This window comes from Clostridioides difficile ATCC 9689 = DSM 1296, assembly GCF_001077535.1.
GTDB lineage: Bacteria > Bacillota > Clostridia > Peptostreptococcales > Peptostreptococcaceae > Clostridioides > Clostridioides difficile.
Genome location: NZ_CP011968.1, coordinates 768,860 through 785,071, shown reverse-complemented (window position 1 = coordinate 785,071; position 16,212 = coordinate 768,860). Strand labels below are relative to the sequence as shown.

Below are 16,212 nucleotides of genomic sequence, written 5' to 3'. Positions count from 1 at the left end.
AATTGTAATAAAAATAATAACATTTATACATAAGCTTCTTCCCAATTTACTACCCAGTTTTCTAACGACTTTATCTTTTCCTCTGTTAGCTCCTCTTCGTGAAATGATACTAATAAATTCCTTATAAAATTATTCTTCAAAAGATTTTGCACATTTCTTGATATAAACTCTAAATATGCCTTTTCTTTTATTGCAACTGTATAATACATACACTTGCCTGTTTCTTGAACATATAAGAATCTTTTCTTTGATAGTTTTGATAAAGTTTTTAAAGCTACTTTTTCTGGTAAATTATGTTCTTCTTTCATATAATCAATAATCTCATATGAATTGGTTTTTATATCTAAATTCCAAATAAATTTCATAATAACTAACTCTAATTTTGATAATTTTTTTAAACACATAGTTATCACTCCGCTTCTTTATCTATATAATTAAATATTACAATAATAATTTCACAAAATCAATTCTAATAATCATAACATACCTTAAAATCTGTTCTTAACTTCTACCTTCTTAATCTCCCAAATGATTTTTTTATATTGTATTCAATAGTATAATCCTTTTCCAAAATATAACTTACCAGTTAAAATAATCTTTATTTTTACTTACTCTCGCCTTTTACAGAAGTTAATAATTTTTTATAAGTTACATCAATTCCAAAAGCTCCAAGAGGTGCAGTTATAAGTATAGCTAGAACTGCTAACGTCAAAATAAGTTGTCCAGATGCCATCCCCATTGCAAGTGGTACACCTCCTATTGCTGCCTGTACTGTAGCCTTTGGAATATAGCCAATCATACAGAACAACCTTTCCTTTATTGTCAAATTTGTCTTAATAAGGCAGAAGAATACTCCTACCATACGGAATAAAAGAACTCCAAATATTAAAATTACAGCTCCAATTCCTGCTTTAAATGCATAACTTATATCTACTGTTGCCCCTACCAAAACAAACAAGAGAATTTCAGCACCAACCCATAGTTTCGAATACTTTATAGACAATCTTCTTGCAACTACACGATATTTTATCTGAAGGAAAATCCCAATACTCATAACTGCTAATAATCCAGAAAATGGCACAATACCCTCTAAAGCAGTCTCTAAACTTATCATTAAAAATGAGATACTTAAAAGCAACACCCCTTTAGCAGAATCTCTCATATGAACCTTCTTAAAAAATACTGCTAAACAGATTCCAATCACTGCTCCAGCTATTACACCTAATATAATTGATACTGGAATTTGTAAAAAACTAATAGCTGATATACTATTTCCTTGTGCCAACCCTGTGAATACTGTAAACATCACAATTACGAAAATATCGTCTATAGAAGTTCCTGCTAAAAGCATCTGTGGAATACTTTTTTCTGTACCATAACCTTCTTCCATTAATTTAAGCATTTTAGGTACAATAATTGCGGGAGAAACTGCTCCTACTACTGCACCCATGACTGCTGCTTCCAATATAGAAACGCCTAGTAACTTTGGTGCTAAAACTATCATTCCGATAATTTCAAAAGTAGCTGGAATAAAGCACATAAGTACAGCAGGTCTTCCCACTTTCTTCAAATCGTTTATATCTAAAGATAATCCAGCCCTTGTTAATATAATAATCAATGCAATCTTTCTAAGGTCAGAAGAAATATCTAGTATTGAATTATCAATCAAATTTAAAACATATGGACCTAATATAATTCCTGTAAGTAACATTCCCAATAAGTTAGGTAACTTTATCCTCTTAAAAATACCTCCCGAGGCCATTCCTAATAAAAAAATCAAAGCTAAACTTGTCAACATATTCCTACCCTATCCTTTCTCTAATATTCTTTCTCTTCTAATCATACATTATGTTGTTTTATTTATTGTTTTGTTGAAATTTTTTGTAGTGAATAAATAGATTTATCCATATTAAATATATATGAAATAGCGCATACTACAAAGAAATAAGGTAAATAGCTGTACCCAAAAACTTCTGCCCCTATAAATACAGGTGCAAAAAAAGTATTTGTAGCACTACCAAAGACACTAGCATAGCCAAGCGCTGCAACTAATTCAATTGGCAAATTAAAAAATCCTGCTAACAATACACCAAGACTAGCTCCAATGGAAAACAAAGGTGTAACCTCTCCTCCTTGAAAACCTGCTGACAAAGTCAGTATTGTAAGTATAAACTTTAACAGCCAGTCAAATGAATAAATTTCTCCACCATAGAAACTATTTTGAATTAAATTTGTCCCTAAACCTGAATATCTTCCTTTATAAAATAAAAGGAATAATACACTAAGACATACTCCAATAATAGCAATCCTTATCATAGGATTTTTTAATCTATTCCCTATTTTTCTTTTTGACAATTTCAGACACCATGCAAATGCTCCACCAACCATTCCAAAAATAATTCCTAAAACAATAAGCTTCCAAAATATTGACAAGTCAAATACAACTTCAGAAGAAAGTGCAAAAGAAAATTTCTCTAACCCTAAAGCTTTTGATACTGCACTTGCTGTAAAAGAAGCAGTAAACGCAGGAAAAAGCGATTGATACTCCAGTGAACCAGCAACCAAAACCTCCATAGCAAATAGTATTGCTGCTATTGGTGTCTCAAATAATCCTGCAAAACCAGCTGCCATACCAGTTACTAGAAAAATACTAGAAGCATTTTTTATAGGCAACCTTTTACCTACCCAATGTGAAAAAGTTGCACCAATCTGAACAGCAACTCCTTCTCGTCCTGCACTACCACCAAATAAATGGGTTAACCATGTACCTGATATTATAAATGGAACCAATCTTAAAGGAATAATTTCTTCTTCTCCATGCCCTACCTCAAATATTAGATTCATTCCTTTACTACTTTTTCCTCCAAATTTAAAATAGCAATAAGCAATAACAACTCCTACTACTGCTAAAAATGGTATCAGATACATTGGATATGTTTCTCGAATATCTGTAACTTTTAGAAGAACCGTTCCAAATATGGTGTCTATAAGACCTATAATTGCACCAACTGGTATACCTATGAGTCCTAAAAAAAATAGTCCACCATATGTTTTATAAACGCTTTTAATTCTTATTATCATTTTAATCCATATTAAAGTTTTAAATTTTTCTATCATTTTAATTCCTTTCTATTTGCATCATAAGATTTTTTGAAAGTTTTATTGCATCAACTGTAGTCAATGTAATGACTATCATAATTGTTTTTTAAATTGATAGGATATAGGTACACTCTTAACCCATTCTTAATAAAATAATTAACATATAATCTACTATTTTTTCTATTAATTAAATATTTCTTCAAATTTAAAAAATAAAAATTTAGTAAGTACTTCACCTCCATTTTATTGATTTAAACAACAAAAAAAGCTGGTGGCATCTATGATATCATAGAAGTCATCAGCTCATTGGCAGTTTAGGATATTATCATCCAAGGGAGAACCTCATTCCCATAATTATTATATAATTTTTTATTTTTCATATGTCTATTTTATGTAAATTGTATTTTTAATGTTATAAATAATATAACCTATCAATTAAAATATTAAAGTCTCTAATATTATGAGTGTTCAATATTTCATATTATTTTTATGATATATAATTTAAATGATTTTCTTTACTTTGTATTATGATACATAACTTAAATATTTTTCCTCACTCCACATTATGATATATTATTTAAATATTTTTCTTCACTCTGCTTATATTATGATACATGATTTAAATATTTTCTTCACTCTGCTTATATTATGATACATGATTTAAATATTTTTACTCACTCTACATTATGATATATTATTTAAATTTTTTTCTTCACTCTGCTTATATTATGATACATAATTTAAACATTTTTCTTCACTTTGCATTATGATATATGGTTTAAATAATCTTTTTTACTTTGTATTATGATACATGATTTAAATATTTTTACGCACTTTATATTATAATACATGCTTTAAATAATCTTATTCGCTTTGTATTATAACACATTATTTAAATATTTTTACTCACTCTGCATTATGGTACATTATTTAAATATTTTTCTTCGCTTTGCATTATGATACATGATTTAAATATTTTTACTCACTTTGTATTATGGTACATTATCTAAATATTTTTCTTCACTCTGTATTATGATATATAACTTAAATATTTTACCTCACTCTACAATATTATATATAATTTAAATATTTTTCTTCACTTTGTATACTAAAGTTTATTTAAAGTATTTTCTTTCCCATTATACTATGCTGTTAAATATTTTTCAACTGAAGTATTGTAGAACCTTAAAATTACTATAAAAAACTATATTCTAAAATACTTGTAATACTACATATCACCCTTAACACTTAAGTATAATTTTAAAGCAAAATTCTTATTACTTATATTTAATTTTGATTCTACATCTTTAGATATAATTTTAAGTAATTTAAGAAATTATTGTAAATCATATAGTACTACTCAATAATTAGGTTTTTCAATGTTCCAATTATGTTTCTTTGATATAATCCACCATGACTAAAAACTATCGTTTCTATATTATAATTACTTATATTTTTAATAGCATCTTTTAACTCTTGTTTGTTGCTGTACATCACATCAACAGGCTTAAGTTCTCCATTTTCTACCTGTAACAAATCTCCAGCAATAAGTACTTTAGACTCTTTTAAATAAAGACATATGTGACCTCTAGTGTGACCTCCTGTATGTATAACTTCTATTTCCTCACCTAGATTCAATTTTTCATGGTTATCTAATGACACATCTACTTTAGTATATGATGATTTAAATCCAAGTCCCATAACATTTAGCATACTAAGCATCTTATCATCAATTTTATCTACCATTTGTTCCAACATATAAAGTTTAAAAGGAGTTTCTTCTCCTGTTATATAGCTGACTTCACTTTTGTATGCATATACTTTGATATTATTCTTAGATTTTTCTCTTAGATAATTTATGTTTCCTATATGGTCTATATCATGATGAGTAATTATTATATTTTTTAACCTATCAAAGCTCGTGTTACTTTTATTAAGAGCATCAATTATTAAATCACCTTGACCCGGAAGACCTGTGTCAATAAGTGTTGCATCATCTTCTGTGTAGATTACAGGAATATACATAACTTTATCTTCACCGAATACATTTGATGAAATTTTTAAAACATCTAATCCCTTTGCTAAATTCATAATTTTTCTCCTTATAATTACTTAATTAGAGGTCAATTTAATTAAAGAAATTGAGAAAATGTAGATTTTCCTCTAGTTATATTTTATTAATTAAAAATTATTAATACCTAGTATATCACTTAAGTTGAAGGATTACTCGACTTGATTTTTTTGTTATTTTATGGTATAGTAATTAATATAGAAGTAAGTAATTGCAAGCTTTGCAATTACTTTTATTTTTTTCTAATAACTATTTTATTTTTGATAATTCGTATAAAATTAAAAGTAAAGTAATATGGAAAATATGAATATAGAAAAACTTTAATAAGAAAATAAATTATGAATAAATAAAAGAAACGCAATACTGTATATAGATGATTATTTAGAAAAATAAAATCTCTTTTAATAAAAATAGGCTTCAAAATAAACTTTTAGTTCATAAAGCTTAGGAGTAACTAAATTGAGTGCAAGTGTATCTACTGTTCAAAATAAATAGTTCATAAAGCGCTCTTTTTTATATTAAACCAATTATATTTTCGTCATTTCAGCAATGAAAAAGAAGCTTATCTCTATTTTGAGACAGCTTCTTTTTATTAACTTCCTACTTTTTATTAGTTTTCTAAAATTGAAAAGCTTTATTTATAGGATTCCTTAGATTTATATTTTGACGATATAATTTTTTAAAAACATCTTAAAAAATGGTATACAATACACACAATCATACTCATAATTGAAAAATAATCAATGGAAAATAAAATTACTGGATATTATCTATTAAAAAATACAAATTGATTCACAAGAAACATATAATCTATAATATTATGATGTTACTCTGCCACACCAAGTAACTTTATTTTCAAGTAACCTTTTCATACCATCTAACTTTACTCAATAAAAATGGCAATATAAATATGTACTCTATTTTTTACTTTTAAATATCTGACAAGCTTTATATACTATTGGAAGTAAGATACAAAGTAAAACAGCCCAATCTGGCAAATGTGGCATATAAAAGTCCCCCTTACCTTATACAAGCTCCTTATTACTAAAAATTTTAATAGAAATAAACATTGAAGCTAACAGTATAATTAAACTTAAAAGGAACAATACAATATTCACTATCATGGATGGATACTGATATATAAATGGAATTTCAAAATTGCTGTGAGCTATAGTTAATGGTAATACAAATGATGAAGCCATGATTATCACCACGAAAAAGAATTTTGTTGTTTCATATCCTAATTTATATTGAATAGGCATATAAACTCCATAAATAATAGAACTTATTAATAAAACAATCAAAATATATGTCAAGTCAAAAGTTCCTATTTGTGGAATAAGTAAATTTTCAATCCAGTAAACTAATGTACAATAGATAAATACCATTGCAAATAAAACATACTTAGATTGAACTAAGCCACGTCTAGGATAAGGAGTTGAACAAAGTAATACAGATGCTTTTGAATATTGACTCTCCTTTAATAATAGATACTGACACAGCATAAATTCTGAAAATATAATTGATAGTACAAATCCCAATATTTGTGCAAATGGAGGTAAACGCCATAATATAAATAATGGGATTCCTATTGCAATAAATAATATCAACAATACATATTTTTTTACAATCAGAATATCTTTTTTAACTAAATGAATCAACATAATTACTCTCTCCTTTCAATATATGCAAGCATAATATCTTCAATTGTAGGACGCTCTATTAAAATATCTGGCATATTTTTTTGCACTTCATTAATTTTTGAGGTAATCCCTATAAAACCATAACCTGTAATTTCTAAATTTAAAAATAATTTTTTGGTTTCATCATTTAGAAATTGAATATCCCCTTTTACTTTTCTATGTTCGTCCAATAGAGTATCTTTTTCACGCTCTAATATAATACGTCCATTGTCAATCATAACAATCATATCTGCTATTTTGTCTAAATCAGATGTTATATGAGTGGAAAAGAAAACACCACGACCACATTTCTTCATATATCCTGTTAGTATGTCAAGTATCTGACTACGGATTAGTGGGTCTAAACCACTTGTAGGCTCATCCATAATTAAAAACTCAGCTTTATGCGATAATGCTAATGCTAAAGCAAATTTCATTTTCATTCCTTTTGAAAGTGTATCAATCTTTTGTTTTGGGTTAAGATTAAAACGCTTCATATTTTGTTGATAATCTTCTTCACACCAATTATCATATGAAGGTGCAATAATACTTTTCATTTCTGCCATTGACAACTCCTCATAGAAATATGAATCATCAAATACAACTCCAATTCGATTTTTTAATTCCTTCTCATTTCCATCGAAATCTTTACCAAAGATTTTTATTTTTCCACTATCACGCTTTACGACATCCAATATCGAACGGATTGTTGTTGTTTTTCCTGCTCCATTAACACCTATAAATCCAGTTATACAATCTTCTGGTAATGCAAAGCTTATATTAGATAATGAAAAATCGGTATAAGTCTTATTTAAGTTATAAACTTCTAAAATATTTTCCATATTAATCCTCCTGATATAGAATATCCATCATTTCTTGTAACTCTATCTGTGTAATTCCTAGTGCTTTTGCATCCTTAATCATATCTGCCATTTTTTGTTCAACTATACGTCTCTTTGAGTCTCTTAGTATTTCTAAATTTCCAGTTGAAATAAATGTTCCTATTCCAACTTGGCGTGTAAGAAAGCCTTCATTTTCAAGTTCTTCATACACTCGTCTAATAGTCAAAATACTAACTTTTAAATCATTAGCAAAATTTCTTATGGATGGCATTGCATCCCCTTCTTTCAGTTCTTCAGTAAATATTGCTTCTTTAATTTGCTCTTTAATTTGTTGGTATAATGGCTTATCTGATGTGTTAGAAATGAGCACTTTCATTTTTTATCACCCCCTTTTTATCATTTTCAGTGTGATGTTGTTATATACACACTATACACTTAGAGCACTTTTTTGTCAATATAAAAGATGTAAAATATTACTATGACAAAATAAATATGAATGAAATATTAGAGATTTTTGATAGCTATAAACACTTTTTAAAACCACATAAGATAGGATGTATTAAATATTTATTAAAAGTAAGAATTGAATATCTAAAAAAAAGAGGAATCCTGTATGAATGATTTGTTTGATGATAAATTAAGTTATAAACTATTTATAAAAAACATAAAGGAATAAATCCATTTCTAATTACAAACATACTAAAAAATTTAGATAGTAATAAATAGATAGTAATAAATGGGATGAATTTATAAGAATTTGGATAGAGGAAAGAGTTATTCAAGAGTGTAGACTAGAGGTAAACTCTATATTAAAAAAATTTAAATTTGGATATTATGATGCATGGAATATTTGCAGAAGTAACCTTGCTATAAGTATAGAAGATTTTTTTGATTAAAAAAGATAATACTCTAAAATGTGAGAATTTCAACATTCAATACTGTGCTTTAAATAATATCACTGCAAAATACCATCCACCTTTTACCATAATTGAATACCCTAATTATTTTAAAAAAGAAAACATTAGAAACGGAAAACCTTGTATATATAAAATAAAAAATACTAACTTCTAAAACACGAATACTCTTTGATAAATAAAACAAAAAATAATTTTAATAATTAAAATTGGCTATCTCAAACTAGAGATAAGTCTCTTTCTCACTTTTAAAACTTTGAAAATATATTCGATTTCGTACAAAAAAGAGTGCCTTAGAACTAAAAAGTTCACTTTGTGGCACTCCCTTTTTTCTCCTCTTTTTAATTCTTTCTAAAGATTTTCCAAAAATATTATTAAATACCCTATTTATAGATAAATCAAGTTAAAGTTTTGTTTTAGAAAATAAAAATAAACTGTAACTATTAGAATAGCAAATAAAAAATCTGTTTCTTGATAAAATCAAGATTATAATGCTAAAAAGAAAATATTCTTATAATAAATTAACTAATATAAAATTCGTTTATAAATTAATACTGACTTTCTAGCTTTATTTATAAATTAATACTACTTTTTAGCTTCTCCTATAAATTAACACCACTTTTTTAACTATGAAACCTATCTACAACATTGGTACCATAAGACCAGCTACCACAATAGAAATCATACAAGCCATACCACCAACTACCAGCTTAGGCATAATCTTAGACATCAAATATGCTCTTTCTTCTTCCGTTTCTCCAACAGCATTACACACTTCATTTGAAATTAAATATGTAGTTGGGAATCCCAACATCTGACAAAACCCTACTCCAAAAGCAAGAGGTTTAGAACCGATAATTTTCCAACCTGGTAACACCTTCATCATAAGGAATATACCAATGATAGAAGCTGCAAACATACCTACAATTGGTACAAAAAGACTAATTAAATCTGTCAAAGAAACTTTTGCTAAAGAAGGAATAACAGCTGCAAACACAACCATGTTGATAAATCCCTTGATTTTTCCTTTTTCCAAAATGTCTTTTGGTACAATACCAATACGTGTTACAATAACACCAACAACAAGACATACAATAGAATAATTTACATGAATAATCTCTGAAAGTTCATACCCTAGATAAGAGAATAATGCTATAAAAAATATACAAACATTTGTAGAATAATATTTATCGTATTTTTCACAGAAAGCTTGTTTTACTTTTGTGCCTGTATTCTCTGCTTCTTTCTTATCAGTATCAACATTTGCTAAATCAATGCCTTTTGATTTTGCTTCATGATATTCTACTAAAAGACGGTTTGCCTCTTGTAACGCTGCTCTTGAAGCTATTGGTGTACCAATAAACTTCTGAATTGCAAATACAACTGTTGCTGTAGCTGCTGCAAGTGTCAGTCCTTTTTCTAGTGCTGCTTGTGTCATAATAGTAGTAGCAGGTAAAGCTCCATTTATAACTGGTATGCTTGTCAATACTGTTGATTTTCCAAACAAAGGAATACATAATGAGACACAGACTATAACTGCTACAATTCCAAGCCATGCTGTCAATACTGTTCTCCATTCGTCTATAAATTGTTTAACATTCAACATTGTTCCCATACTAAACATAATCATTGGAACACTCCAACTAGCTGCTGCGGTCATACCTGCTTTTTCAATAATATCAGCTGGTATTGCTTTTGTGACAAATAGAATCAAAAATAAAAGTAGTGTAACAAATACAGCTGATACTTTTGCTTTTGTTTTGCTTGCAATTAAATCCCCAATAGCAAATAAAACTAATACGACACTAAACCATAATAACATATCACTCATAGAATAACCCCCTTATTATAAATATCTTTCAAACCAATCTACAATAGCATTTGCTCTTGCAATTCTATTAGATGGTCTTCCATTTCTAGACAATCCATGTGTATCTCCGTGGAACAAATACATTTCTGTATCTACACCAAGCTGTTTTAATGCTGTAAACATTTGGAAAGTATCCCCCATAAAACATCTATAATCCCTATCACTATGTAAGAACAATGTTGGTGTCTTAACATTTTTCACATATTTAATAGGTGAATGATTCCAAAGAACCTCCTCATGATTCCAAGGCGTCTTATCTCCACAAGTCTGCTTCATAATTCTATCCCCAAAGTCAATAATTAAAGAAGCTGTAATCAAGTTACTAATACCTCTTTGAGAAACTGCTGCTTTGAAACGGTCTGTATGACCAATTATCCAGTTTGTCATATAACCACCGTAACTTCCCCCTGCAACCCCTAAGCGGTCTGCATCAATCCCAGGATATTTTTCAATACAAGTATCTACAAATTCCATAAGATGCTCATAGTCAACATACCCCCATCTTTCTACCATTTCTAAGAATTTTTCACCATAACCGTCACCACCATGAGGGTTACAATAAATCACATACATTCCCTTTGATGTTACACACTGCTTCAAGTGTGTAAACATATAGCCATATGCCCATTTAGGTCCACCATGAATGAACAATACAGCAGGATATTTTTCGCCTTCTTTAGCATCTATAGGCGGTATAACAAAACCATCAACTTCTTCTTTATTTTTTGCTACAAACGTCAATTTTTCAGGTAATGAAACCTTATGAGTATCTAAATATGGTTCAGAAAAAGCAGTCATTTTTTTCATTGTACCTGTAGTCATATCAATGCTATATATTTCTGCTAACTCATAATCTTTCAACATTACTGTGTACATGGTGTTGTCGTAAATATCAAAAGATGTAAAAGCATCTACTTTTGTGATGATACGTATATTACCTGTCTTTGTATCAAACTCATTAAATTCTGTCATAGTTCTGCAAATTCTTGCACCAATAAATTTGTCTCCTATAACTTTATTACTACGTCCACCACCATATACTGCATCTACATCCAGTAATGTAGCATACATACCATCTGGACTAGCAATCATATTTATTTCACTAGTACTCAAATCAAGTATAAAAATATCATGATTCTGTGTAATAGAACGGTCTAATGTTGAAGCTTGCAACATTACTTTATCTTTGCCAATATATTTTGCCAAACTTATTTGGTACTTTCCTTGTGGTACAAGTTCTTTGGTTTCACCACTGTCTATATGATACTCCCAAAGTCCAGAAAAAGGAGTTGCACAATCTTCATAAATCTGACCAGTATATAAAATTCTGTTTTTATCAGAAGAAACGTCTACACCTGCTACTTCACAAAATTTTGGTGTAATGGCTTTTGTTATATTTTCACCTTCTTGATATAATTCTAATGTTACACGTCTTCTTTGAGAAAAATTTTCTCCATCTCTTATAAAAGGTTTATCTGTAAATGTCCAATAATCTACACCCTCTACTGCCCTATCTGGTTCTGATTTTTTAGAATCCGTTGGATTTTTTGTTGTCAGTAACCACAATTTATTTCCAAGTGATACAGGTACGCTACAAGCTTTTGGAATAGAAAATGCTTTTTTTGCTTCTCCTCCTTCTATAGAAATAGTGTAAAAATCTGTTGTACTTGCTTTTGGCTTATTTCTTTTAGATGTAAAAAGTAGTTCTGTATTAGAAATCCAACTAAATGATGTTACATCTTTTGTTTGAGTCATATGTATTTGTTTTTCTGTTTTGATGTCCATCACATATAAGTCATGTTCATAGCAGTCTTTTTCCTCGTTGATATTTGATATAATATAAGCAATATGCTTTCCATCAGGTGAACAAGAAATATCATGAGGGAATATATATTCAAAAATATCTGAACTTTCAATCTTTATTTTTTCCATTTTTATATTCTCCTTTCTACTGTCCTATGTTATCTTTTTTTATATATACCGAAAACCAATCTAGCATTTCAACTAATCTTTGTAGCTTTTGTTTTGGTCTACCAGAACGAGACAGTTCATGGTTTTCTCCTTCAAATAGACAAAGTTTTGTAGGACACCCATGAATTTTCAATGCTGAAAACATCTGGAATGCTTCTTGCATATAGCATCTATAGTCTTTTTCACCATGTAAAAATAAAGTCGGTGTAACACATTTATCAGCATAAGCAAGAGGTGACTGTTTCCATTGAAGCTCGTGGTTTTCCATATGAGAAGCACCTGTTTGTCCTTTGCAGAAATAATAACCAATATCTGTTGTACCCTCCATGCCACTCCAGTTTGCAATAGAACGCTGAGCACAAGCAACAGCAAAACGGTTTGTATGACCAATTATCCAATTCGTCATAAATCCACCATAACTTCCACCTTCAACAGCCAATTTTGTTTTATCAATGTCTGTATATTTTTCAAGTACAGTATCTGTAAATTCCATAAAATCTATATAATCAATATCTCCAAACTGTTTCCTAATATCTGCAAAAGCATTGCCACGACCTTCAGACCCCCTTGGGTTACAGAAGAATACAAAGTAACCTGCACTTGTAAATACCTGTATCTCATTCATAAAATATGGTCCATATGTCAATCTTGGTCCTCCATGAATCGCCAATACAGCTGGATATTTTTTCCCCACCTCATAATCTACTGGTTTATATACGTATCCTTGTATTTCCCATTTAGAACTTCCTTTTGACTCTATGTATTCTGGCACAGAAATTTTATATTCCTCTAAAATATGGTCATTTAAATGTGTTTTCTTACACAATGTTCCATTCTCTACTGTATAAACTTCTGGTAATCCATTTCCTAAACAACCCACACATACAATATTGCCATCTTTTACATCTATAAAATCAACTGAACCTGTCTGTGTTACTTTTTCCTGTTTTCCTGTTGGAATATGTATTCTTTCAATAATGCAGTCCATATCTACTGTAGAAGTGTAATAAATATATTCTCCATCTACCTTTGTTGTCTGACCAGCACCCATTTTAACATCAGATGTTACTGTATTTCCAATACAATGATGTTGATGCCCTGAAAGAAGTTTCATTTCTTTCGTATCAATATCAATAGTATAAAAATCTCCATTTTCTCCATTTCCATAAGATAAAGCATCAGTTAGGTTTAGTATCACTTGATTTTGATATAATTCAAAACCTTTTATAATATACTTATCTTTTTCTAATATACAGACATTTGTGTTTGTGTTTGTATCAAATACATAGACCCCATTTTTCAAACCTTTTACATCTTTAAACTCTTGCCCTATATATAAGATTTTTCCATCACTTATTTTCATACCTACAACATTAAACATAGGTGCTGTAATTGCCTTCAACTCATTTATATTACTGTCGTATACATATAGGCGTTTTCTTTTTCTGCTAATATATCCCTCCCCATTGACAGCATAAGGAATTTCTTTGAAATGTTCATAATGTCTTTTGTTATAAGCATTTATTTTTTTCTGTTGTTCTTCTTCTGGCAATCCCTCTACAATAGGTCGGTCATTGTCATAAGAATCAACAACTGCATACAAACCTTTTCCTATAGGATTCAATTTACCACCTTTGATAGGGAGTCTAAAAAGTTCTTCTGCTTCTCCACCATTTAAAGATAAAGCATAGTAACTCATGCATTGCTTACCGTTTTTGACAGCATCTTTTACTTTTTCATTTCGCAAAGCAGGGAACAAGATAGTATTTTCATCTTCCCAGGCATATGCTCCAACAGAGTTTATAGACGTTATTTGTTTTAATTCGCCAGTTTTATTGTTTAATATATAAACTTGGCTTGTGTAACCATTCTCTTTGATATCAGCTTTTTTTACAATAAATGCTGTATATCCTCCATTTGGTGATATTTGGCAATCACTTATAAATTGATATTCCAAAAATGTTTCACTCGTAAATAGCTTTTTCATAGTATTTTCTATCCTTTCTTTAGTAATTTTTTTCAAACTCCCTACCACCTCTTTCATTTTTTATTTTAAATTTAAAATAAAAAATTTTAAATTTAAAATAAAAAATTTTATAAAGGTTATTTTTTTAGGAAGCCTTCTGGCTTCCTTGTAATATTTGTAATTTAAAGTATATTTAATCCATGCTTAATTCATACTTAATCTATACTTAGTCCATACTTAATCTATATTTAATTCATACTTAGACTTATTTACACTATATTTAGATTATATTTATTAGATTATATTTAGATTATGTTTAAACTATAATTAGATTATACTTAGACTACATTTAGCAACTTAATAGATAAGTATATATAGTAACTTCAAAACTTATTATTCATCTTCACAGAATCTTTTAATAGTTCCTTGAATATGATTTCTTAGTTTATCTACTGCTTTTTTTGTATCTCTGTCTTCAATGAATTTTAATATTTCAAAATGGTCTTGTACTGTTCCTTCATAATTACGATTTTTTAATGGTCGAATTAAATAGTTCACTACTATAAATCTTCCTTGTATACCAACATATACATCATTTAAAATCTCATTATTTGCCCCTTCTACAATGGCTTTATGTAATTCCAAATCTGCTAGTGCAAGTTCTACAGATTTTTCTTGACGATAGTACTCCTCGCATTTATCAGAGTATCTTTTTATTACATCTAGCTTTTGTTGAAAAACCTCTTCCTCTTCTTGCATCATTTTTTCTAAAGCATATGTTTCAATCAGTGTTCTCGTTTCACAAACTTGTTTTACCATATCATATTCATACTCTGGTACGTACACTTTACCATTTGTCATAATAGTAAGCACTCCATCTTTATTTAGCATTTTTACTGCTTGTACAACTGGTGTTCTGCTTACTTCAAATTTTTCACAAAGGTCATTTAGTAATATTTTTTGACCTACAGAGTATTCACCACGAATAAGACTTTCAATAATCTTATGATATAAAATTTCATCTAAATTTGACTTTACTTTCACTACTCTCACCTTATTTCTATTCTTTTGCCATATTATATTGAATTACTGGACTTTAATTACTTTTAGTAATATTTTTAAAGTAGAAATTCTTATTTGATAGTACTTTTGTACTACAATTTAAATTATTGTACTGTAAATCATGCTCTTATACTATAGATTAATTCATTGTATTGCAAATCAAGTTATTGTACTATAGATTAAATCGTTGTACTTCAAATTAAACTATTATACTATAGATTAAACCATTGTACTTCAAATTAAACTATTATACTATAGATTAAATCGTTGTACTTCAAATTAAACTATTATACTATAGATTAATTCATTGTACTTCAAATTAAACTATTATACCATAGATTAATTCATTGTATTGCAAATCAAGTTATTGTACTATAGATTAAATCGTTGTACTTCAAATCAAGTTATTGTACTATAGATTAAATCGTTGTACTTTAAATTAAACTATTATACTATAGATTAATTCATTGTTCTGCAAATCATGCTAGTGTACTACAAATTAAACTATAAATGTTTACTATCTCTTAATAATTTGAATAATATGTTACAAAAAGTATAGCACCTTTTTATTTTTTTCGCAATAAATAAAAAATTTAAAATTTTTTATTTTTTATTTTCTTATATTATCAATTTGAAATATGAAAGATTAAGACTAATAGAATTGATTTAGTTAATTGAAAAAAATAGGTACCTTTTATGAAAATTCTAATGATAAGTATTTTTCTGATGTAATGG

The 16,212-nt window shown here is 28.5% G+C and carries 11 protein-coding genes and 1 riboswitch; all 11 genes read right to left on the bottom strand.

Annotation, left to right across the window (positions count from 1 at the left end):
* Positions 1–23 precede the first annotated feature (23 nt).
* Positions 24–404: a BlaI/MecI/CopY family transcriptional regulator gene (locus tag CDIF1296T_RS04125; protein ID WP_003434522.1), complete on the bottom strand. Its 381-nt coding sequence runs from the start codon at positions 402–404 to the stop codon at positions 24–26.
* Positions 405–604: 200 nt separating this feature from the next.
* Positions 605–1,798, bottom strand: coding sequence for a cation:proton antiporter (locus CDIF1296T_RS04120; RefSeq protein ID WP_009895690.1), 1,194 nt, complete (start codon positions 1,796–1,798; stop codon positions 605–607).
* A 62-nt stretch (positions 1,799–1,860) separates the two neighbouring features.
* Positions 1,861–3,117: a chloride channel protein gene (locus tag CDIF1296T_RS04115; protein WP_009895688.1), complete on the bottom strand. Its 1,257-nt coding sequence runs from the start codon at positions 3,115–3,117 to the stop codon at positions 1,861–1,863.
* A gap of 264 nt (positions 3,118–3,381) precedes the next feature.
* A riboswitch (Fluoride riboswitch) is annotated at positions 3,382–3,458 on the bottom strand.
* 997 nt (positions 3,459–4,455) lie between these two features.
* A complete protein-coding gene (locus CDIF1296T_RS04110) occupies positions 4,456–5,190 on the bottom strand; it encodes an MBL fold metallo-hydrolase (RefSeq protein WP_009895686.1) in 735 nt (244 codons plus the stop codon).
* Between the two features lie 1,005 nt (positions 5,191–6,195).
* Positions 6,196–6,834, bottom strand: coding sequence for an ABC-2 transporter permease (locus CDIF1296T_RS04105; RefSeq protein WP_003440185.1), 639 nt, complete (start codon positions 6,832–6,834; stop codon positions 6,196–6,198).
* 2 nt (positions 6,835–6,836) lie between these two features.
* Entirely contained in the window at positions 6,837–7,694 is an 858-nt protein-coding gene (locus tag CDIF1296T_RS04100) for an ABC transporter ATP-binding protein (protein WP_009895681.1), read from the bottom strand.
* A 1-nt stretch (position 7,695) separates the two neighbouring features.
* The gene (locus CDIF1296T_RS04095) at positions 7,696–8,070 is read right to left on the bottom strand and encodes a GntR family transcriptional regulator (RefSeq protein ID WP_003440181.1); all 375 of its coding nucleotides are present in this window, start codon (positions 8,068–8,070) and stop codon (positions 7,696–7,698) included.
* A gap of 1,178 nt (positions 8,071–9,248) precedes the next feature.
* On the bottom strand, positions 9,249–10,439 hold the full coding sequence (locus CDIF1296T_RS04080) for a hypothetical protein (protein ID WP_003440174.1): 1,191 nt from the start codon (positions 10,437–10,439) through the stop codon (positions 9,249–9,251).
* A gap of 15 nt (positions 10,440–10,454) precedes the next feature.
* Positions 10,455–12,410, bottom strand: coding sequence for an alpha/beta hydrolase family protein (locus CDIF1296T_RS04075; protein WP_009895678.1), 1,956 nt, complete (start codon positions 12,408–12,410; stop codon positions 10,455–10,457).
* A 16-nt stretch (positions 12,411–12,426) separates the two neighbouring features.
* Positions 12,427–14,472 carry a S9 family peptidase gene (locus CDIF1296T_RS04070; protein WP_009895676.1) on the bottom strand — a complete coding sequence of 682 codons (2,046 nt, stop codon included), beginning with the start codon at positions 14,470–14,472 and terminating at the stop codon, positions 12,427–12,429.
* A 336-nt stretch (positions 14,473–14,808) separates the two neighbouring features.
* Entirely contained in the window at positions 14,809–15,459 is a 651-nt protein-coding gene (locus CDIF1296T_RS04065; RefSeq protein WP_009892717.1) for a GntR family transcriptional regulator, read from the bottom strand.
* Between the last annotated feature and the right edge of the window lie 753 nt (positions 15,460–16,212).